We start from the raw sequence: 21,453 nt of genomic DNA, 5'->3' as shown, positions 1-21,453 counted from the left end.
GCATTGATAACTAACGTGCTTTCCAAAAATCAGCGGGTGTGCTCGACGTGATTTTTCGAAAGGCTTTATTAAATCCGGATAATGACTCATAGCCCACACGTGATGTTACTTCTTCAACTTTGTAGCCTCTGCGCAATAAGTTAATGGCGATGTTAATACGCAGTCGGGTTACCAGCTCATTAGGAGTATAACCGCATATATCATCTATCTTTCTGATAAAGGTTGAGCGACTCATATTTACTTTACCGGCCATCATATCAATTGACCAGTCGAGTGTAGGGTTATGCATAATCTGCAATAAAAGATCAGAGAAGGGGGCGTGTTGTGAAATATCCAACAGTTTTATATCGACAAGATGTTCATCAACAATTTGCTCAACAATGTAAACCAATAAAAGATCGGTGAGTCGTGCGAGAGCCAGTTCGCACCCTGACTGTGAGACTGAACACTCCAGCTGTAAAATAGCAACCAGTTGGCTTATTTTCTGGCTGGATGTATCATCTTTTTTGATTATCATGAATTCCGGCAGTAGAGCAAAAAGAATTTCACCCTGTATGGTTTTTGGGTGCAAAAAACCGCACAGAAGGGCGGTATCGCCATCTTTAGGTTCACTGATGGAATACATCGATTTTTTTGGAATATTCTCGGTATTCGCCTCGGGAGAAGAGACTAAATAAAATGGCATATTAAAGAAAAAGAATACAATATCACCTTCGGACAGGTTTACGACAGTGTTACGATCGGTGAAGCGAAGCCAGCATTGCCCTTCCAGCACCAAATGAAAACTGGGCATACCGGTTGGGTATGTTGAGGCTTTCCAGTCGTCGCAGTACCTACCGAGATGAAAAACGGAGGTGGCAACATGCGTCTGATTCGCGAGCCATTCTTTAATGTACATAATTTATTCTCTGATTTTATGTAATTTATATCCCAATGAATGACTGTAATGACCACTAAGAAACTGAAGATACAATACCCGTCCGGTCATTCAATATAAAGTTAGCATACGTTATCTGTTTCGAATGTGAGGTATTTTCCGAATGGTAATGATAAATCTTATTTAGTTACAACATACAATAAGCACTTTCAAAAAACACCGTTCCGTAACAACGGAGTTGACTAAGTTTTTAGCAGGGAAGAAGCTGGTGTGGTCAGAAGCTTGCAACATTGATCACAATCAAGTTTAATGCGTTGGCTCCCAACCATTTCTAAGATAACCATGATCGTTAGACCTCAACAACACTGGATACGCCTGATATTTGTCTGGCATGGCTCCGTATTATCAAAAATCTTTACCCGGCTGCTTCTTAATTTACTTCTTTCTATTGTGGTTATTATCATCCTGCCATGGTATACGATGCTGGGTATCAAATTTACCCTGGCACCGTTCAGCATTCTCGGCGTGGCGATAGCTATTTTTCTGGGATTTCGCAATAACGCCTGCTATTCACGTTACGTTGAGGCCCGACACCTGTGGGGGCAGTTGATGATAACTTCCCGCTCATTACTGCGAGAGGTTAAAACCACCTTACCGGACGACGCTGATCTGAGGCATTTTGTTCATCTGCAAATCGCATTTGCCCACTGTTTACGCATGACTTTACGCCGACAGCCTCAGGCAGAGCCGTTAGCGAAGTACCTGAGCGAGAAAGATATACAGACGGTATTTGCCTCACAATCACCGGCAAACCGCATCTTGTTGCTGATGGGCGAGTGGTTGGCCGTACGCAGACGTAATGGTCAACTGTCTGACATATTATTTCACAGTTTAAACAATAGGTTAAATGATATGTCTGCAGTACTGGCCGGTTGTGAGCGGATTGCTAATACCCCGGTGCCGTTTGCTTATACCTTGATCCTTCATCGTACTGTGTACCTGTTTTGTATCATGTTGCCATTCGCATTGGTGGTAGATCTGCACTATATGACACCGTTTATTTCAGTGCTTATTTCCTATACTTTTATTTCGCTCGACACGCTTGCCGAAGAGCTTGAAGATCCATTTGGCACTGAGAACAACGATCTGCCGCTGGATGCCATTTGCAATGCAATCGAAATCGATTTGCTGCAAATGAATGATGAAACAAATGTGCCAGCAAAGCACATGCCGGATAAGCATTACCAATTAACCTAGTTGCGCTCGTTTTGCCACCAGATCGGCCGTATCTCGTAGAACGAATGAAACTCTGGCGCCAGGTCTTCATCGTTAGGATCGTCAAAAGCCCCGGCTAAAAGCGCAATTACCGGGGCGTCATCAATAGCGCCCACAGAACTGCCGCACTGGGGGCAAAAGGCTCGACTGGCTGTCTCTGATGAGCGCCAGATTGTTGGTCTTCCGGCTTTTCCCGTCCATTCAACATTTTCCGCATCAAACTCAATCCAGACGACGGTCGGTGCGCCAGTATGTTTCTGGCATATATTGCAGGAACAGGTATGGGAATTATTAGGGCTGCTGGCAGTGAAGCGGATAGAACCACACAGACACCCACCAGTGTAGATTTTAGACATAACAACCCCCGTCATAATCACGTTGCAAGACACTAGCAGATGCCCGACATTGTCACTAGATACTTATGATAAAAAGGCGAGGGCGCTCATAGACGATAGTTCATTCCTGTGATCTATCTGATGATAAATGCTTAATTATTGCGTCTGGCAACAATAAACAAACGTGGAAATGCCAGCAAAATTTTGCCATTTTCCTGTAGTGGATATTGCGCCTGAAGTAATTCATGATAGCGCGCCAGGTACTGACGTTGCTCGCTTTCACTCAAATCCTGCAACCAGGGACGCAGGCCTGTTGAGCTTACCCAGTCGATAATCGCCTGATGAGAATCCATAATGTGATAATACGTCGTACGCCAGATATCCACCTCACAGCCCGCCTCGGTCAAAATATCATAATAGGCATGTACGCCAGGTAGCGGCGCTCGGCCCCGATCGGGGTAACCCTGTTCATAAGCCACTTCGCGCATCAGAACGTGCGTAGGTTCCAGCCAGTTATCCGGCATTTGCACCGCCAGAACGCCGTTGTGACCCAACAGCGATACCAGATTTGGGAACAGATCATAGTGTTCGGGTACCCACTGTAACGATGCATTGGCATAAAGCAGATCCACGGGTTGCTCTGCCTGAAACGTACTGATATCCGCTTCAATAAAATGGCATTTTGGTAATGTGTTGCGCGCTTCATTCAGCATCGCGGGTGAGGTATCAACCCCAGTTATTTGAGCTGAAGGCCAGCGCTGATGCAGTAATGCTGTACTGTTTCCCGGACCACAGCCAAGATCGACAACTGAACGAACACTTTCTAACGCCACTCTGCTAAGTAATTCCGCTGCGGGTCTTGAACGTTCAGTTTCATATTGCAAATAAAGCGAAGGGTTCCAGTCGGCCATGTATGAATCTCCAGTATAAGAAGAAAAGGCGGAAAGGGGGTTCATTAGTCCTTGCCGATGAGCAGCTTCTTTTAGAAGATTATATGAAAATGAATGATAAGGGCAGATTTATGCTGGAAACATCGAGACTGATTCTCCGTCAGTGGGAAGCGAAAGACAGAGCGCCATTCGCCGCGTTAAATACCGATTCCGATGTGATGCGTTTTTTTCCGGCTCCATTGCTACGGACGGAAAGCGACAATCTTGCCGCAAGATTCCAGGAAGGCATTACAGAGCGCGGCTGGGGATTTTGGGCCGTTGAACTACAAGAAACACACCAGTTTGTGGGCTGCGTAGGTTTACATCCACAACCAGATAAGTTTCATTTTTCACCCTGTACTGAAATAGGTTGGCGTCTTGCGAAATCATTCTGGCATCAGGTGTTGGCATTGGAAGCTGCCGAAGCCTGCCTGACTTTTGCTTTCGAGGAACTGGCGTTAACTGAGGTGGTTTCATTTACTTCGGTGCTGAACAAACCGTCTGAGAACCTGATGATACGCCTTGGCATGAGTAAAGCAGAAGAGTTTGTACATCCCGCGTTGCCGCCAGATCATCGATTAGCACAACATGTCCTGTATCGTCTGATACGCAGCAGCGCTGTTTAACACTATGTTTCAGCTGCACAAGGACGACCAAAAAAACTCAGGTTCTTTCTTACTCTATGTAAGTGCGCATAATGTATATTATGTTAAATTGAATTTATACCGCATTAGGCTTCTAACCCCATGGACCTGTCCACCCTTCGCCCCGTCTGATTTCTCTGTCTAATAACCAATCATGAACAAGGTTCGCTCTCCTGCAGTTGAGATGCTTTGAGCAAAGCACTCTGTATGCAAACGCTATACAGAGTGCAATCTCAGTGGTTTAACGCTGACAAAATACCGACGGCGAACGGCTGGTATAGAACTGCCATGTATTGCTATTGAGTCGCAATATGCTGAAATAAAATGGCTCTTTGGGTTTAAGGAAAAAATCTGGCAACGTTCTCGCTAACAATGGATGAATGTTAGTGCCACCGGAACTTGAAGCGACATTTCCGGATTCCATAAAGTAATCATCATCCTTGCGGGTAAAGGTAAACCAGACATTTTGATTTACCGCCAGGTTTTCACCGTTATTATCAGTGATTTTTCCGCGTAAAATAGCCACCCCATTGCTGCCATTAAAAACGTATCTGACTGAAATATCACCACGAATATCTGGATACTCCATTACTAATTCTCCAGAGCAATCGAAATGCGACCGCTGCCAGTTTTGTAACGTCACCGTGGCTGCAATTGTTAACGCTACTGCTAAGATGATGCCTAGGCACCATTTTATATTACGTCCCCACATGTCTGGACTCCGCGAAATAATAATGGGTCACACAATCATTATCCCGCCAGCGACTAAATTGCTTTCGACAAGTTAATGCGGAGATCCGCGGGAAATTGGGATACAGCGTGAGATAAACCCAGGGATAGCTTTGACAATCCAGCGTACTTGTTTTGATAAACTGCTGGTGCTGATCAAATTTAAGCACATCCTGATTGGCGTACCAGTGACATCCCTCCCCTACGCTTAATGGCACATAACGACTGAGTCTGGGATCAAACTGTGCCTCCCAGGTCACTATTGCGGCTAAAACGCAGCACACCACACTCGCCAAAATCCAGCACAGTGTGCGCATACGCAGTGATTTTGTCACTGTGTTTACCGACGTTACCGATGGCGTGACGGGGTGATCGCTGAGCGGCTCTTCTATCTTCTGTTCCAGCACTTCCAGTTGCGGCTCCAGACGGATCCCGACTTTCGGCACGGTTACGATAAGTTCTTCATTCAGGCTAAGTTCTTTAAAAGCGCGACGTAACAAGGAGATATTCTGATAGAACGTATTATTGGTGACCTGCGCACCGTTAATATACCAGACATGCTCAAAAAAATAATCACGGCCAATAACTTGACCCTGTTGTTGAATTAATAATAGTAAACAACGGGTTGCCGGATTGCTTAATGTTATACGTTTGGTCTCATCTGATTTCGCGTAGAGTACGTTCCGCTCTGGCCAGAATACAACGGTACTGTTAAGCAAAAACACGTGTGCCATTATGTTCCCTGAATATGGATTTTTGTCATTTTAGCTGGTGCGAGCACTGCCAGCGTTAATTTACGACAGTTGAAAATCCCCAACGATTTCCTTCATCGTTAATCACAGTGAAGTTTATCTTATTATTCAGCATTTCAGGAGGCGCGGATTTAAAAATTACCTGCCGGGAACGCGGTGAAACCACTATTCCAGTTATGGAATAGTCTCCTGAAGATACATTAGCCAGAGTTATGTTCCAGGAACTCTGATTAACAGCATAAATTTCCCCACTTTCATGGTGAAAACTCAGAAGATTGATGCTTTTTTCAGTCAACACGCCTGTGTTTTTCGGTCTCCATAGGACTTTTAGCTGATTTCTTAACGTTAAGCGCACTTTTTCACCAGTTGAGCTACTTTTCACCTCCGCTGGAACCTGGTACACGTTGAGCCAGAATAATGATTCGCGATCGTTGGCAAGCCCCGCACCGGACGTCATAACCTTTATCTCGCGTTGTTCGCCGGGGAGAATTTTTAGCACCGGGGGAAGCACGATAAAAGGCGAACTGGCCTGTGATGGCCCTTTCTCTGGGGTGCCGTCATCTACCCAACTTTGAACCACCACGGGATATTTACCGTCGTTGACTAACATCACCGAGCGTTGAGTTTCTCCGTGGTTGAAAATGACCCGAGTAGTACTGATGTTAACCGCCGCATGTAGGCCAAATGCCAGCATCCAGAGGCTACTGAATACGCAATAAAACTTGTACATGTGACTGGTAGCTCCCCGCCGTTAACGTATCCGCGCCAAAACTTGCCAGACGAGCTTCGAAGCTTTCGCTGTAGTAATTGATGCCATCCTGGCTGCCATTTTGCTGCGTATTGCTGCCAATGACTGGCATCCAGCCGCCTTCGCTACCGCTACCGACAGTCGACACCGCCATAAAATTCACCGGATTACCCGCACGGTAAACACGCACGCCAACGCCGCGAGCCCGCCCGGGAGCGCCATATTGCGTATCCAATAGCCAGGTTACTGTTTTACCGGTAATCAAATTAAAACCCCATGCGCTGTTGACGCTGCTTTCCGGCGCAAGCAGCCCCATTGCGACATTGCTCTTCCCGGTCGCCACACCGGAAACCACCGTTGATTCGCAGGCAAATCCTATCTGGAAGGGGGCTGAGGAATATTCCCCTTGCTTAAGCTGAGCCACGGAAATTGGCGGCAGATGCACTACCGGCGTAAAATCAGTGACCTGACACATTGCTGCACGTTTGACGAAGATCCCGTTGTTGTACAGGCTGATCACTGATGGCCAGTCATTCGCCCAGCCAGCCCAATTTCCACCACGGTGCGGCTGACCTATCTTGATACCCCACGAAGTTGTACCTGGCCCACGAAAAACCACGTAAGCATTGGGATTCACATAGCTATTATAAGTAGCAGACTGTGCCTGGTTGGCGTAATAGCGTGTATCCAGCGTTTTAATCAACTCGGCACTTATCGTCGAGAAGTTCTTGGCCTTAATCAGGAAGTTGCCATTGGTGTCAAGATCCAGGTTCTCCAGTGGGCGTTGCTGCCAACTGTCGGTAAAGACGCTACCTGTCGCGTCATGCGTCAAGCGTAATGCGACGTTTTTCATTATGGTCAGATACGCGCCAGGTACATCCGTTGCTTCATACCAGCCAGCCACGATGTCATCGCCGTTCGTTGACCAGGCTTCATAAAGTTGCCCGGCAGTGTCCGGTGTACAACGGAAAAATACCTGCTCAGGATCGTAACCACCGCCTTTATGGGCATATGTAGTAAAAGGGATCCCGCCGCTGGAAGTCAGTATCGTCCCTGCTGGCTGAAAGCTGCTATTACTGGTGATATCAACAGACTTACTCAATCCCGGCAATAATCCGTTCCAGGCATCGTTGCCGCCGCCGGAGCGCCAGTCATTGGCGATGCCGTCCGTACTTGCACTGAGTCTGTGGGTGCCTTGTGCACCACTACTCCCTGATTTGTATGGATAAATAATGTATTCACAGGCGGCCTGCGTTTGGCAAGAAAACAGCGCCAGCACCAGAAAAAATAGTCTCATGAGCGCCCTTTTATTACGCAATCCACCGTTAATGCAATTAATGGTTCTGTACGTTGTTGTGGGTTAAGTTTCCACGGCAACGAACAATCACTGCTTTCCAGCATCAATAGTCCCTCTTCGTCTTCAACGCGGGCATATACCTGATTAGCCTGGGCAACCATCCCCACTACCCGGCCTCGACTGTCGGTCACTGCCGCTCCCATCGGTAACGTCACGTCACTCTTCACAGTGATGAGTAACGGATAGCCAGAGAGCGTTGCAAAACGCAGTTTTACTGCGGCCCCTGCCATTGGCGCAATGCGGCGTTGACTCTCCTGAAGCTCTGCGTTGGTGTTCATTCCGCTACCGTCGAGAGTCACGTTGTTATAGCGATAAGGTGTCAACGAGGGGACCAGCGCATAACCCCCACTGTTCACGGTTGCACCCTGTCCACCCCCTACTCTGGCTCCCGCAGCGCCTGGCGCTTCTACCAGAGCAAATGTGTCGCCAACCCACGGGCCGGCAACGATGCCATGGCGATGTACAACGAGTGCCCCGCGAACACCAGCAGCCCATTGTTGATAGTTTTGTGACTGTGAAACGCTGCCGTTTAGCGTGCCGAAAGCAGTATTTTTTTGCAGCGAACCACTCCAGTCGGTCACGCTGTTCGATTCCTCTTGCCCTTGTTGCCAGCCCGTGGACAGCGCGTAATTGAGGGTTTCATCCTGATCAAGCGCACCAGACAATGCCAACTGTGCATTGCGCCCTGCATGTTGAGCCTGACTCGCCGACAGCGCCAGCGTATGCTCACGTTCGCCTATACCGAAAGGCATTGAGACGGTAATCGTTGCCATGTTTTCTTTTTGCACTTGTGACCGATCGCCGTTACGCCACCAGGTATCCTGTCTGCTGAATGACATACCTAACGTCATTCGTCCAAAGGTGGTGTTATAACCAGCCTGCAATTGTGTGCTGTTGCCACGGTCACTGTAGTAATCCATCATTGATCCCGACAGCCATAGGTTTCCGTAGCTGTTCAGTGTTTGGTTCACCGTAACGGAGAACTGGTTTTTTTGACGCAGTGTATCCGAGCGCCACTGCGCATTGCTCCCACTGACGCTTCGCTCACCCAGGACGTCACCGTAGTCACGATACCCTTCTGTGGAATAGCGATACCCCGCCAGCGCGACGTGAGTGCCTGTCGGGTTGAACGTTTTGCTCCAGTTGGTTTGCAACCGCCAGCCACTCATAGTTTGAGAAGAAATCCGGGCCCGCGAACCGGTAATATCGACACCAAAAGCGCCCATCGATGTAGCCAGAACGCCTCCCATCAGCAGTGCCTGATAGTCGTCGCCGATCCGCAAAGCGCCATTGGCGGTCAGGAGATTCGTCATCCCGCGCTCCAGCGTGAAATCGGTAAACAGACCATCGGCAGCGCTGTAATCCCGGGTCTTCCCTGCCACCAGACCGTAGCGCCAGACGCCGGGACGCAGTGATAAAGGTACGCTGGCATATGGCACGGTATAGCTACTCTTTTTGTTATCGGCGCCGGTGATTTCAACTTGTAAATCACCGTCCCAGGCTGTATTCGGCAAATCATCAAGTACAAAGGGGCCTTGTGGTACGCTGGTTTCGTAAAGCGTTCGACCATTCTGCTTGACCACAACGCGTGAAGGTGTCGATGCCGTGCCACGAATTTCTGGGGCGTAGCCGCGTCGCGACTGCGGCCACATCCGTTGATCGGTTTCCAGTTTGACACCTGTAAACGCCATACTGCCAAGCAGATTTCCCGAGGTGTAGCTTTCGCCTACCGTCAGTAAACTCTCCAGTGTTGCAACAGGATGTTGAAGCCAGGTTTGCAGCGCATCCCAGCGTTGGCTTTCACGATCGCCATCGCGCCGCCAGTTGGCAGATGACTGTTGGCGAAATTGCCAACTCCCCATATTGAAGCCGCTGCTCAGACCCAGCCAGCCGTAATCACTTTGCTGACCGTTATTTTTATTGTGATAAGCGTGCAGATTGTAGTTACTGAACAGCACACTCTCGCCACTTTGCCACTGCGACGGCGGTACATAATCCATTGGGGTACGTTTTAATGCGGCCTGAGGCACGCTGAGATTCAGACGCAACAGGCTCTGGTCAAAATCCCACCGTCCACCGCTGATCCGAGCTTCAGGGGCGAAGCATTCCTGCGCTTGTTCCGGTGCTGCTGTTACGCCCTGTTCATCCCAAAATTTAGCCGGAAGACAAGGTTCGGTACGCCCTGCGGTATTCTGGCGAAACAATACATCATCCCGCCCTACATATTGTCCATTGAGCCAGATATCCACGCTATAACGTCCCGCAACCACGGCATCCGGATCGTTGAGCATTGCCAGGCCTTTCTCGTAGCCACTTCCAAGCAACAATGTTTCATCAAAGGTGTAATCGCTGGCAAAAACAGGCATCGCAATGGGCAAAAACAGCCACCACCAACGTGGATTAGTCTCGGACATTGTCCTGCTTCTCCAGCGCCACACGCCCGCTTAATGAGGCTCCTTGATCGTTAATCCAGCGCATTTGCGCGTCGTTCAATTGCGAAATTTTTGCAGGCCATGACATCGTCGTCCACGGTGCGATCGTTTCGCTCTGAATGCGCTGTTTTTTTCCCGTGCCGCTGACGTCAAGTGACGAAAGTGCGAGATAGTAACCACTGTTATTGCGGAAATGCAGCTTGCCATTCTGCAGCCAGACCCGGCTGGTGTTCGCCATCTCCAGCGGTGAACCCACCAGCCCTTTCGGTCTGACCAATACTTTTACGCGGCTACGCACCAGCACCAGAAGCTGGTTATCGGTTTGCGCGTCCTTATTTGTGGGCGGGATCTGAATGAAGTTAAACCACCACAGTGATTCCCTGTCCTGTGCGACGGGTTTACCGATGTAACGCAACCGCACAGTTTGCCCCGCGTGGGCCGCCATCCGAAAGACCGGTGGTGTGGTGACAAAAGGAGCGGCCGCAGTTTGTGGTACTGATTGTGCATCGCCATCATCAAGCCAAACCTGAACAACGCCGGGGACGTCGCCGCGATTAGTTAATTGCACGCTGACTTCCCGACTGTCTGCCGGATAGATTATCCGGTTGCCGGTCATCACTATGCTTGCCTGCGCGCAGAAGCACATCATCATTACTGCCAAACTAATAGCCAATCCTTTCATCACGCAGATCTCGCTTACAAATAGGAAATGGCGTATTGCACAGTGCCAACAACTGTCCCGGCGGTTGCCCCACCGTTCGGGCTATAATACTGCACGGCAAAGTCGTGCTCACCGGATGTTTTTCCGGCCGCAACGGTAATTCCTGCAACCGGAGTTCCAGTACGTAAATCGATCGGCGTAGTACCCGCGCTATCGGTCAGCAGTTGTAATTCAACATTTTGCGCGGTACCTGTATTAGCCAGGTTACCGCGTTCGGTCATATTATTTGCAACGAAGACGGTTTTAATATCCAACGCGTTAGAATCAACTGTACAGCCGGTCACGCCGAGGGTGAATGTTGTCAGGCCTGCTGAAGATGCTGCTGACGCGAGATCGCTTTTCGCAACAGATGGCAGTAATACTACTGGCCGTGCATTTACACCGTTAACCGTGACTTCGCAAGTTTGTTCGGTCACTTCGCCTTTAAAGGTGATGGTATTTGCTGAATCAGCATACGCTATCTGCGCAAACAATAATGCAAGGCCACCAGCTGCAAATATATAACTGGCATGAGGAATATTGGTTTTCATATTGTCTATCCTTAATTAATAAATACACTGGCATCGTAATAAAATGATGCAATAACCCTTCTCCGCTTAGCGTGGAGTATTTATTCAGGGATGCAGCGACATCAGTAATGTCTTATGACACCGTAAGAGTAACCCTACGATGACGGCTAGTTTAAGAATAATCCCAGAAATTAAAACCTTTGTTTTCTCAAATCATATTAGGTCGATCTTAAATAAGATCTTAATTTCGATATTTTCATTCTAACTAATTGCTTTTATTGAGTTTTAATGATAATGATAATTTCCATAAGAAAAATTTTCTTAACCTGAATCAAATACAATAATAACGATGTTCATCACAAATTAATGCAGCAACAGTCATCCAGATGACTGAGATGATGTTATATTTCCCTCATGAATTGAAGCTTCAATTAACATTGCCAAACTGAAATCCCCACAGAACGAATTAAAAATTAAAGCGGGAATGCCCGCCAGCGTGACGATCAAGACCGGTGAACGAACCTTGATGAGTTACCTGTTTAAACTGTTAATTGCCCGTCTGAAACTGGCCTTTAAAGAGTATTGAACCCTCCATTGCCGGTATGGCGTTCTGCTTGCGCGTCATACCGGTTTCTGCCATTGCTGGCAGCTTCGCTTTCTTGTAACCTTCTTTCCGTCGCTCTACTGACAAAATCTGGAACCACTGAACTGGACTTCATATGAATGCTCATATTTCTAAAGACCCTTTACATGGCGTAACGCTTGAAATGCAGGTCAATGCACTGGTTGATCGTTACGGTTGGGCTGAGCTGGCACAACGCATTAACATCAACTGTTTTAAAAATGAACCGAGCGTTAAATCCAGTCTGAAGTTTCTGCGTCGTACGCCGTGGGCGCGGGCAGAAGTTGAAGCGCTGTACCTTGATTCTCTGGATGACCAGGCCTCAAATAACACCGCCGAACCGGCCATTGATCCCTGGGCTAACAGCCGCAACAAGAAGAAATAAGAGCCAAATCTGATGTCTGCATCCGGTTTTATTTCAGGAAATTATCAAAAAAAATTGGCGAATTTACTCGCCCGTTCCCGAGCCAGACTGCCGCTCACCAACATGAAATGGTTCACGCTGCTGGTAGGTAGTATGTTGCTACTCGGCAGTTGTTCTTCACAGCCGCCAGGTTCCAAAATCACCCCACAGACTCCGGTAAACAAATCACTGCAGAGCAAAGAGCCAGTGCGCGGTATCTGGCTGGCAACGGTTTCGCGTCTGGACTGGCCACCGATTCCATCTGTCAACATCAGTTCGCCTGGCGTTCGCATCAGCCAGCAGCAAAAAGCGCTGACTGACAAGCTGGACAATCTGAAACGTCTTGGTATTAATACCGTTTTTTTCCAGGTAAAGCCTGATGCCACCGCGCTATGGCAATCAAAAATATTGCCGTGGTCAGATACTCTGACGGGAACGATTGGTCAGGATCCGGGCTACGATCCGCTCCAGTTTATGCTTGATGAAGCGCATAAACGCGGCATGAAAGTCCATGCGTGGTTTAACCCCTACCGCGTATCCGTGAACACCAAACCTTCGACAATCACCGAATTAAACAATACGCTGTCACAGACGCCTTCCAGCGTTTATGTTCTGCATCGGGACTGGATCCGCACCTCGGGCGAGCGTTTTGTGTTAGATCCCGGCATTCCGGAAGTTCGCGACTGGATAACCAGCATCGTGGCTGAAGTGGTTGAGAATTACCCGATTGACGGCGTGCAGTTTGATGATTACTTCTATACCGAGTCTCCCGGTTCTGCGCTCAACGACAGCCAGACTTTCAGACGATACGGCCAGGAATTCGCATCCAAAGCAGACTGGCGGCGTGATAACACGCAACGTCTGATCGCCCAGGTTTCACAAACCATCAAGAAACTCAAACCTGAAGTCGAGTTTGGCGTCAGCCCTGCGGGTGTGTGGCGCAACCGTTCGCACGATCCAGCGGGGTCCGACACGCGCGGCGCGGCAGCGTATGATGAATCATACGCCGATACCCGCCGCTGGGTGCAACTGGGGCTACTGGACTATATCGCCCCGCAACTGTACTGGCCCTTCGCCCGCGATGCGGCACGATACGATGTGCTGGCAAAATGGTGGGCAGATGTCGTGAAATCAACCAACACTCGCCTCTATATAGGGGTGGCGCTTTACAAAGTCGGCGAGCCGTCGCGAAAAGAACCAGACTGGACGGTTAAAGGCGGTGTACCAGAGTTAAAAAAACAGCTCGATCTGAACGAGTCGGAACCGCACATTAACGGCACTATTCTGTTTCGCGAAGATTATCTTAATCAACCGCAAACGCAGGAAGCGGTAACTTATATTCGCAACCGTTGGGGACGTTAATGGTTGTCCTCTGGTCTGTTTAGCGGGGAAATGTAGCGGGGAAATTTTTCCCCGCTCAGGCCGACGTCTTCAGTCCATGTGGGGACTGTCTCGGCATCACCTGGACATTAACCTGCGGACATTATCATTAATCTGTTTCTGTATCGTATTCAGCGTAGTTTGTGTTATCTGATCGGCGTATTTGTCTTTGGCTGTAACGCTTAGCGCTGTCGCATAGTGGCAGATCTTGTCGATTATGGCGTTCACATGCTCAGCTGATAGCTCGGCTTCCTGTTCGCCAAGCTGCTGCAGGTGCTTTCTTTCGATATCCAGCGCTTCTCCCAGCACGTCCATTTGGTGATATCCGCCTGGCCCTTCGCACCAGGTCACGTCGTAAGCCGGGGCCAAAGTCCAGTTTCCGTCGGCTGACATTAAATAGGCAAAGTTTTTGGGATGATCATCGCGGTTGTTAAATGCCACGTTGAAAACCACGCGTTCGAACGCTTTCGCTTTTTCTCTGACATCATTGGTACAAATCTGTGTGGCGCGCAGAAAATCCCGGTAATCTAAAGCACCGGGTATCTGGTAATTTGCACCGGTAAATGCCGCCAGACTCTGCATAGGAATACGGACCGACTGCTCACGGTCGAAACGGCGGGTAGCAAACGCCGCCTGCTCGTCAGGCAGATTGAAATACGCTGTATCTGGCGTGGTAATCCCACATTGCCGCAAACATTCTGCGTATACTGCTTCGATGGCACATACCTCGGCATGCTCGTGCCTGGCAGGAAATTTAATCAACCAGCTTTCGCTCCCCGGGAGGGGCACAGTGGTGAATTTTGACGTGACACTGTCACGATAAAGTAACGCTTTTGGCCTTGCCCCTTGTGGTGAACCTCCCATCTGGAGAAGTTTTTGCAAGAATTCCCCGCCTTCTCCACTCAGGACTTCCTGAACCTCAGATGCCAGTTGTTCAAGAGGAACATCCTCTTTTGAAAGTTTCTCGACATCTGACTGAACGGGCCGGAACGTCATGGCACCCATTGCGTTATTGCCGACCCAGGTTAACCTCTCCAGAGGTCCTATGCGCGCTGCGTTGAGTCCACGGCGTTTAAATAACCGATCCATCAACAGCATCCCCCAGCCATCAGGTAGCGAATCGTACACGGGACCAGGTAATCCCAATTGATGAGCCGGGAAATCCCTGCGTAAACGGGGACCGTTCAGCGGTAACGTTAGCCGGGACAGCTCCAGCCCCTTACGTATGGCGTCTTCACTGTATTCAAAAGCGATCAACGGGCGTCCGGTCAGGGCTGTGGAAGACACCAGTTTTCCCCACAACCATTTTTCACCCCAGCCTTCATAAAAGACATCGACTTGCTCAGGCATCAGTATTTTTCCTTTTCACCCGCTGGCGTGCTGCGCTCTTCTCGTAACGCAAAATATCATCCAGACTGTCAATCCTGGGTTTAAATAAGCCCTCCAGCGCCTCACCATAGCCTAACACCATCGCGACTTTGACCAGATTCTCAAATCCTACATTCTTACCCGCTTCCAGATTTGAAACGGTATTCACACCGACCCCTGAACGCGCGGCAACATCAGCCTGCGTCATTTGCCGCGCGAGTCGTTCCTTACGCAATCTGTCGCAAAGTAGTTTGACGATATCGGCTGCTGTATTGAGCATTAAATCCATAATATTGGCTCTTATAGGGATAAAATAGACTTTACACCCAATATTATAGAGTTAAGCGAGGAATGATTCAAAGTTTTGTAAGACACAATAAAAAGGAGTTAAATCGATAATTCGTGGTTAAGCATCATTATACTGGAGTTATCCGGGCACAACGTTTGCACCCGGATATCGTGTCGTTATCAGGCAACTGAAGGCTCAGGCAATCTGAATGACGAGACCAACAACGCCAACTGTTCCGCCTCCTCTTTCAATGCCTGCGTACGTGCGGCGGCATCATCAATTAACGAGGCGTTTTGCTGAACGGTGCTGTCCATTTCGGTAACGGCCAGCGTAACTTCTGAAACGCCCTTACGCTGTTCTTCACCCGCCACACGAATTTCCCCCATCAGCTGACGTACCTGACGTACATTGCTGACCAGTTCTCCCAGACGTTCGCCCGCATGGTGAATTTGCTGGCTTCCGCTACCAACATGAGAAACGGATTCATCTATCAACGCTTTTATTTCCTGTGCAGCGGTGGCACTTCGCTGGGCCAGCGTGCGCACTTCGGAGGCCACAACGGCAAAGCCTCTGCCTGCATCACCCGCTCTGGCGGCTTCAACCGCAGCGTTGAGGGCGAGGATATTGGTCTGGAACGCAATGCTGTCGATGACTGCAACAATTTCTACCATTCTGCCGGATGACGCGCTGACGTTGTCCATCGTAGAGATAACGCCCTGCATCACATCGCCGCAGCGGTTGGCCGTTTGCGCTGTGCTATCGGAGAGTTCATCCGCCAGTTGTGTATTACTGGCATTTTGATGAACGGTTGCGTTTAATTGTTCCATCGCCGCTGAACTCTCTTCCAGCGCCGCGGCCTGCTGCGTTACGCGAGATGAAAGTTCCATATTACTGTCTGCCAGACTGACGGCGTTATTCGCCACTACCACGCTACTGCTTCTGACGGTGATCAGGACGGCTGCGATTTTATCGACGAACAGGTTAAACGCTTCGGCGATGGCTGAAATCTCATCTTTACCACGCACATCCAGGCGACGGGTAAGATCGCCTTCTCCCTGTGCAATGTCATCAAGTGCCTGACGAGTATCATCGAGACGCGAAATCAGTCGGCGAACCACTAGCCAGGATCCAACCAGCAACAGCGTCATAATCGGGATCAACACTTCCAGTACGTCCTGCATCATCACTTTAGCAAGGCCGACGATACGTGATTCAGGCGTCACCAGTCCCACTACCCAACCGGTATCTGCCATCGGGAACAGCATCACCCGGGACGCCGTATTCAGAACGTTGTCGTTTGCAAGCGTAATAGTCTTCACCCCATCTGTCGGGCGGAGAGATTTCAGGCCGTTTTCCACCGGGATAAGCCATTGCGCGCTTTGCGCCAGTTCATTAATGGTTTTATATTTTGCCAAATCGGCCTGCGGGAAGTAGAGAATTTGCCCCTGTTTGTCCACCACAAACGCGTAACCTCCGGTGCTGTTTCCCTGCTGTTGCATAAAGGTGGCGACGTTATCCAGACGAATATCGGTGGTAGCAACCCCGGCAAACTTGCTCGCCAGTTGATATGGCACGCTGCACGTTACCATGTTGACGCCCGAACTGGCGTCCTGATACACATCAGACCATAGGCAGCTGTTTTGTGAATGGTTTTTGGCGTGCTGATACCAGCTTTCATTATGGTATCCGCTTGATCCTTCGACGTTATAGTCGTTGGAATACACCAGTTTACCTTCCGCATTACGCGCCCAGAAAAAGCTGCGCTTCTCCACGCCAGCGGTAAAGGCGCCTGGTTCTGGCCAAATGCCGCCGCCGGTAATAATCGAGTCTTTACTTTCGCCAATCAGATGTGGAACGACGCTTTGGTAGAGGGATTCATCGTTGGGCAATACTTCAGCCAGTCGTGACAGGCTGACGGTCTCGCCTTCAATTCGGGACAACACGGTACTCAGTTGACGGGTTAAACCTTGCCCTGTTTCTTCGATCAGTGCTGTGTTGATTTCAACAACGCGCGGCTGACCACGCCAGAGCATAATCGCCACAATAACAAGCGTCGTGACTGCAAGCAGCAGAATGCCGCCGATGGTTAAACGCGTTGAAATACGAGTGGGATACCAGGCCATACAAACTCCTTGTGCGAAAGGCTAAGTTTTATCCAGTATCGGCACAGGCGTTTATATCTTTATAAAGTTTTCTTAAGTATCACAAAATAAATAAGTGACGTTGTCACGAATAGCAAAACCCAGCACTTGGACTGGGTTTAAATAACAACTTAATCTTATTTTGATAATTCTTTTTTGATTTCGTCTTTTATTTTACTTAATTCACTCTGCGGATGTTTTTTACAAAGTTCAACGGTCAGAGGAACTGCGGTAGTGACGGTTTCGTTATAGTCTACGTAATCACCACCTTTGAAGTCTTCGTCTTCATTGAGCACCCAGAAAGCCACTGGAGCCATAGTTTGCGGGTTCAAATCAATAAACTCCTGGCAGCTCATGCCTTTCGGAGTCACTTCAGTTTTAGCGTTATCAGTTGCTGCATTGACGCTGACACTGGTTAACAGCGCTGCGACCAGAATACCTGCTGTAGAAAGGGAGAATTTATTCATTGTAGTACTCCATTTATAATATAAATAATATCTACACTTGCGCTTCAAACCGTTAATGTAGTTCGCAAAAAATAATACCCCTACCTTCATAAGAATAAAGATCAACACCATGGATATGGCTGAAATTTATATTTCACATTACTGATTCTGATGTTCGAGCGCAAAACGTGGCCACAATGTGATCGTTCCGACGAAATCAGTAGATTCATACTCCATACCCCTGTCACTGCACCAAAACTGAACTACGCTGCACAAATGTTGATCATTGGTTAACGAATTTGAGTTGAATTTTAACAAAAACAGCCAGCATGCCGCTGTTACCAGCCTGGCACGCGTCCTGCATTGTTAATTCGCTAACAGTGAGCCGTAATCTGACAGACAACTAACAGCGAGAAAGTAATGACAGCGAAACCTGAGTTATTTACCCGCATAGAGCAGACCTTTAGCCAGCTGACGCCCAGCGAAAAGCGCGTGGCCGGATGGCTGTTAGCCCATGCTGTACAGATCCCTTTTGAGACGGCGGATGGTATCGCGAAGGCGACCGGAACCAGCGGCATTACCGTTGGACGCTATCTGCGTAAACTGGGCTTTCGCAATCTGGAAGATGCAAAAGCCAGCCTGCGAGAACTACCCGTAGTTCCCTATCAGCCCTGGGGTATGAACGAGCGGTTGGACTCCTGGCACCAGCAACAAAGTCTGCCCGATCGCGCGCAGCAGTCGCTGTTACTGGAAATCGACGCTATTACCCACGTTTATCAGCTTGCTCAGGGCGAGACATTTTTACGCATTGCGCAACAGCTGGCGCATGCGGAAGCCGTGTTTATCCTTGGGATCCAGTCTACCCGCGGGATCGCCAACGCTTTTTTCAGCCATCTGGAATACCTGCGGCCTAAAGTCAGCTACTCCGAAGGGCTTTCAGGCAGTTGGGTGGAATCACTGAATTCGGGTTTCACCCAGCCTTACGTAGTGATCACCGATATGCGCGCCTACTCTGCGGTCTCCAGACAATATTGCCGTATCGCCACAGAGCGCTGCATTCCGCTGGCGCTGGTCACCGATGTGTGGTGCCCGTGGGCCAGAGACTATTCCATTGATTTGCTTCAGGTGAAAACTGACACCGGGCATTTCTGGGATTCACTGGCACCGGTGAGCTGTCTGTTCAACTTATTACTCTCTGCGGTGGTGGCACAACTGGGTGACTCCCTCACAGAACGCCTGCAAACCAATCGCCAGTTACAACAACAATTTGGTCAATTTGAACAATAAACAGGAAACGTGCTATGTCAGAGACCCCAGAACTGGTCGATCTGTCAGTGATATTCCCGTCACTGCATATCGATCTTAAATACGCTACTGCAGATAACATTACCGGTGCGCCAATTTACCGGGAAGCACGTTGTCTGTTGCACACCGAGGCGGTAACCGCGCTGGCTAAAAGCATCAGTATTGCGCAACTGGCGGGCCTGAAGCTTGTTGTGTACGACGCGTATCGCCCGCAGCAGGCACAGGCGGTGCTGTGGAATGCGTGTCCGGATCCTCAGTACGTTGTCGATGTGGCGATTGGTTCTAATCACAGCCGCGGTACGGCTATTGACGTTACGTTAATGGACGATCGCGGCAAGGTCCTTGATATGGGAGCCGGTTTTGATGAAATGCACGACCGTTCCCATGCCTGGCATCCGTCTGTTCCTCCGATTGCACAGCGTAATCGCCTGCTGCTCAATGCCATTATGTTCGGCGGCGGCTTTGTCGGTATCAACAGCGAGTGGTGGCATTTTGAATTACCTGATGCCGCCCGCTATCCGCTGCTTGACGATCAGATAGATTGTTACACTGTCACTCCCACAGCAACACAACATCCCCTTTGATTCTGGAGCCTGGTTATGAAGACTACACCTGCGTTAAACGCGTTTTTTCGCCCCGCTCTGATTGCCGTTGCGCTGGCGTTTGCCCTGCCCGCCGCACAGGCCGCCGTTCCCAAAGATATGTTGGTGATTGGTAAAGCAGCCGATCCACAAACGCTCGATCCCGCCGTGACCATCGATAACAACGACTGGACGGTCACCTACCCCTCTTATCAGCGACTGGTTCAGTACAAAACCGACGGCGGTAAAGGCTCCACGGAAGTTGAAGGTGATTTAGCCAGCGGCTGGAAAGCCTCTGACGACCAGAAAGAGTGGACGTTTACCCTGAAAAACGATGCCAAATTCGCCGACGGGACGCCGGTAACGGCTGATGCGGTAAAGCAATCTTTTGAACGCTTGCTCAAAATTGGCCAGGGCCCTGCAGAAGCATTCCCGAAAGATCTGAAGGTTGAGGCTATCGATAACACGACGGTGAAGTTTACCCTCAGTCAGCCGTTTGCGCCGTTCCTGTATACGCTGGCGAATGACGGAGCCTCAATCATTAACCCGGCCATTTTAAAAGAGCATGCTGCAGACGATGCCCGCGGATTCCTGGCGCAAAACACGGCAGGCTCTGGTCCGTTCATGCTTAAAAGCTGGCAAAAAGGACAGCAGTTGGTGCTGGTTCCTAACCCGTATTATGCCGGTGAAAAACCTTCGTTTAAGCGGGTTTCGGTAAAAATCATCGGTGAAAGCGCCTCCCGCCGACTGCAATTGTCACGTGGCGATATCGACATTGCCGATGCGCTTCCTGTAGACCAGCTTGCGGCCTTAAAACAGGAAGGCAAAGTTAACGTAGCGGATTATCCCTCACTGCGCGTGACCTATCTGTATTTGAACAACAGTAAAGCGCCGCTCAATCAGGTGGATTTACGCCGCGCCATCTCGTGGGCCACCGATTATAAAGGCATGGTAAATGGGATCCTCAGCGGCAACGGGAAGCAAATGCGTGGTCCGATCCCTGAAGGCATGTGGGGTTTTGACGACAAGGCCATGCAGTATAGTTTTGATGAGGCCAAAGCGAAAGCGGCGTGGGACAACGTTGCCAGCAAACCTGAAAGCCTGAGCTTCCTGTACTCTGATAATGACCCTAACTGGGAACCTATCGCGCTCGCCACTCAGGCAAGTCTTGGCAAACTGGGTATTAAGGTGAAGCTGGAGAAACTGGCAAACGCCACCATGCGTGACCGTGTAGGTAAGGGAGATTACGACATTGCCATTGGCAACTGGAGCCCGGATTTTGCCGACCCGTACATGTTTATGAATTACTGGTTTGAGTCAGACAAGAAAGGTTTACCCGGTAACCGCTCCTTCTACGAAAACAGTGAAGTCGATAAGCTGCTGCGTAGCGCCCTGGCGACCACCGATCAGGCGGCCAGAACCAAGGATTACCAGCAGGCGCAAACCATCGTAATTGATGAAGCTGCCTACGTTTATTTATTCCAGAAAAATTATCAGTTGGCGATGAACAAAGACGTTAAAGGATTTGTATTCAACCCCATGCTGGAACAGGTCTTCAATATCTCCACCATGAGTAAATAAGCCACGTTGATGCGGAGCCGCTCGGCTCC

General features: G+C 49.4%; 21 protein-coding genes. 7 read left to right on the top strand and 14 right to left on the bottom strand.

What is annotated here, in order from left to right:
- Nucleotides 1–10: 10 nt before the first annotated feature.
- On the bottom strand, nucleotides 11–898 hold the full coding sequence (locus tag OGX99_RS20260; RefSeq protein WP_151219188.1) for an AraC family transcriptional regulator: 888 nt from the start codon (nucleotides 896–898) through the stop codon (nucleotides 11–13).
- A 321-nt stretch (nucleotides 899–1,219) separates the two neighbouring features.
- Here OGX99_RS20260 and OGX99_RS20255 point away from each other — a divergent pair, with 321 nt between their 5' ends.
- The gene (locus OGX99_RS20255; protein ID WP_286544905.1) at nucleotides 1,220–2,134 is read left to right on the top strand and encodes a bestrophin family protein; all 915 of its coding nucleotides are present in this window, start codon (nucleotides 1,220–1,222) and stop codon (nucleotides 2,132–2,134) included.
- Here the strand turns inward: OGX99_RS20255 and OGX99_RS20250 are convergent.
- Entirely contained in the window at nucleotides 2,131–2,508 is a 378-nt protein-coding gene (locus OGX99_RS20250; protein ID WP_151225452.1) for a GFA family protein, read from the bottom strand. The two genes, OGX99_RS20255 and OGX99_RS20250, sit on opposite strands and share 4 nt — an antisense overlap.
- Before the next feature lie 131 nt (nucleotides 2,509–2,639).
- Nucleotides 2,640–3,398 (bottom strand): trans-aconitate 2-methyltransferase, encoded by a 759-nt coding sequence (tam, locus tag OGX99_RS20245; protein WP_286544902.1) that lies wholly within the window; start codon nucleotides 3,396–3,398, stop codon nucleotides 2,640–2,642.
- 110 nt (nucleotides 3,399–3,508) lie between these two features.
- Between tam and OGX99_RS20240 the strand changes: the two genes are divergently transcribed.
- Entirely contained in the window at nucleotides 3,509–4,042 is a 534-nt protein-coding gene (locus OGX99_RS20240) for a GNAT family N-acetyltransferase (RefSeq protein WP_286545330.1), read from the top strand.
- A 259-nt stretch (nucleotides 4,043–4,301) separates the two neighbouring features.
- Here the strand turns inward: OGX99_RS20240 and OGX99_RS20235 are convergent, their stop codons facing one another.
- The 7 genes from OGX99_RS20235 to OGX99_RS20205 are packed head-to-tail and all read right to left on the bottom strand — an operon-like array spanning nucleotide 4,302 to nucleotide 11,329.
- Nucleotides 4,302–4,772, bottom strand: a complete 471-nt coding sequence (locus tag OGX99_RS20235; RefSeq protein ID WP_252838774.1) for a YqeJ family protein — start codon at nucleotides 4,770–4,772, stop codon at nucleotides 4,302–4,304.
- Entirely contained in the window at nucleotides 4,759–5,523 is a 765-nt protein-coding gene (locus OGX99_RS20230; RefSeq protein ID WP_210905085.1) for a winged helix-turn-helix domain-containing protein, read from the bottom strand. The genes OGX99_RS20235 and OGX99_RS20230 overlap by 14 nt, the downstream gene beginning before the upstream one ends.
- Nucleotides 5,524–5,578: 55 nt before the next feature.
- Nucleotides 5,579–6,235 carry a fimbrial biogenesis chaperone gene (locus OGX99_RS20225; RefSeq protein ID WP_210905086.1) on the bottom strand — a complete coding sequence of 219 codons (657 nt, stop codon included), beginning with the start codon at nucleotides 6,233–6,235 and terminating at the stop codon, nucleotides 5,579–5,581.
- Between the two features lie 7 nt (nucleotides 6,236–6,242).
- Nucleotides 6,243–7,586: a fimbrial protein gene (locus tag OGX99_RS20220; RefSeq protein WP_151219226.1), complete on the bottom strand. Its 1,344-nt coding sequence runs from the start codon at nucleotides 7,584–7,586 to the stop codon at nucleotides 6,243–6,245.
- Nucleotides 7,583–10,060, bottom strand: coding sequence for a fimbria/pilus outer membrane usher protein (locus OGX99_RS20215; RefSeq protein WP_210905087.1), 2,478 nt, complete (start codon nucleotides 10,058–10,060; stop codon nucleotides 7,583–7,585). Before OGX99_RS20215 ends, OGX99_RS20220 begins: the two co-directional genes overlap by 4 nt.
- Nucleotides 10,047–10,760, bottom strand: coding sequence for a fimbrial biogenesis chaperone (locus OGX99_RS20210; RefSeq protein WP_247604998.1), 714 nt, complete (start codon nucleotides 10,758–10,760; stop codon nucleotides 10,047–10,049). The genes OGX99_RS20215 and OGX99_RS20210 overlap by 14 nt, the downstream gene beginning before the upstream one ends.
- Nucleotides 10,761–10,774: 14 nt before the next feature.
- A complete protein-coding gene (locus OGX99_RS20205) occupies nucleotides 10,775–11,329 on the bottom strand; it encodes a fimbrial protein (RefSeq protein ID WP_286544897.1) in 555 nt (184 codons plus the stop codon).
- A gap of 698 nt (nucleotides 11,330–12,027) precedes the next feature.
- On the opposite strand from OGX99_RS20205, the gene OGX99_RS20200 reads away from it, so the two are divergent.
- Entirely contained in the window at nucleotides 12,028–12,315 is a 288-nt protein-coding gene (locus OGX99_RS20200) for a VF530 family protein (RefSeq protein ID WP_151219229.1), read from the top strand.
- 12 nt (nucleotides 12,316–12,327) lie between these two features.
- Nucleotides 12,328–13,695, top strand: a complete 1,368-nt coding sequence (locus OGX99_RS20195; protein ID WP_286544894.1) for a glycoside hydrolase family 10-like protein — start codon at nucleotides 12,328–12,330, stop codon at nucleotides 13,693–13,695.
- 96 nt (nucleotides 13,696–13,791) lie between these two features.
- Here OGX99_RS20195 and OGX99_RS20190 read toward each other — a convergent pair whose 3' ends face one another.
- The 4 genes from OGX99_RS20190 to hdeB all read right to left on the bottom strand — a co-directional run bounded on the left by OGX99_RS20190 (nucleotide 13,792) and on the right by hdeB (nucleotide 17,978).
- On the bottom strand, nucleotides 13,792–15,063 hold the full coding sequence (locus tag OGX99_RS20190; RefSeq protein WP_252838781.1) for a type II toxin-antitoxin system HipA family toxin: 1,272 nt from the start codon (nucleotides 15,061–15,063) through the stop codon (nucleotides 13,792–13,794).
- Nucleotides 15,056–15,370: a helix-turn-helix domain-containing protein gene (locus tag OGX99_RS20185; RefSeq protein WP_151219231.1), complete on the bottom strand. Its 315-nt coding sequence runs from the start codon at nucleotides 15,368–15,370 to the stop codon at nucleotides 15,056–15,058. Before OGX99_RS20185 ends, OGX99_RS20190 begins: the two co-directional genes overlap by 8 nt.
- 179 nt (nucleotides 15,371–15,549) lie before the next feature.
- Nucleotides 15,550–17,493, bottom strand: a complete 1,944-nt coding sequence (locus OGX99_RS20180; protein ID WP_151225456.1) for a methyl-accepting chemotaxis protein — start codon at nucleotides 17,491–17,493, stop codon at nucleotides 15,550–15,552.
- Between the two features lie 155 nt (nucleotides 17,494–17,648).
- The gene (gene hdeB, locus OGX99_RS20175; RefSeq protein WP_043016321.1) at nucleotides 17,649–17,978 is read right to left on the bottom strand and encodes an acid-activated periplasmic chaperone HdeB; all 330 of its coding nucleotides are present in this window, start codon (nucleotides 17,976–17,978) and stop codon (nucleotides 17,649–17,651) included.
- Nucleotides 17,979–18,377: 399 nt separating this feature from the next.
- On the opposite strand from hdeB, the gene OGX99_RS20170 reads away from it, so the two are divergent.
- Genes OGX99_RS20170 through OGX99_RS20160 form a run of 3 tightly spaced genes read left to right on the top strand, consistent with a single transcriptional unit; the run spans nucleotide 18,378 to nucleotide 21,424 of the window.
- Nucleotides 18,378–19,244, top strand: coding sequence for a MurR/RpiR family transcriptional regulator (locus OGX99_RS20170; RefSeq protein ID WP_151219233.1), 867 nt, complete (start codon nucleotides 18,378–18,380; stop codon nucleotides 19,242–19,244).
- Nucleotides 19,245–19,258: 14 nt separating this feature from the next.
- On the top strand, nucleotides 19,259–19,846 hold the full coding sequence (gene ddpX / locus OGX99_RS20165) for a D-alanyl-D-alanine dipeptidase (RefSeq protein ID WP_151219234.1): 588 nt from the start codon (nucleotides 19,259–19,261) through the stop codon (nucleotides 19,844–19,846).
- A gap of 15 nt (nucleotides 19,847–19,861) precedes the next feature.
- Nucleotides 19,862–21,424 (top strand): ABC transporter substrate-binding protein, encoded by a 1,563-nt coding sequence (locus OGX99_RS20160; RefSeq protein ID WP_151219235.1) that lies wholly within the window; start codon nucleotides 19,862–19,864, stop codon nucleotides 21,422–21,424.
- Nucleotides 21,425–21,453 lie beyond the last annotated feature (29 nt).

Origin of the sequence: Citrobacter sp. Cu096 (assembly GCF_030332285.1) — a bacterium.
GTDB classification, from domain to species: domain Bacteria; phylum Pseudomonadota; class Gammaproteobacteria; order Enterobacterales; family Enterobacteriaceae; genus Citrobacter; species Citrobacter meridianamericanus.
This window is presented reverse-complemented; position numbering and strand designations above follow the sequence as displayed.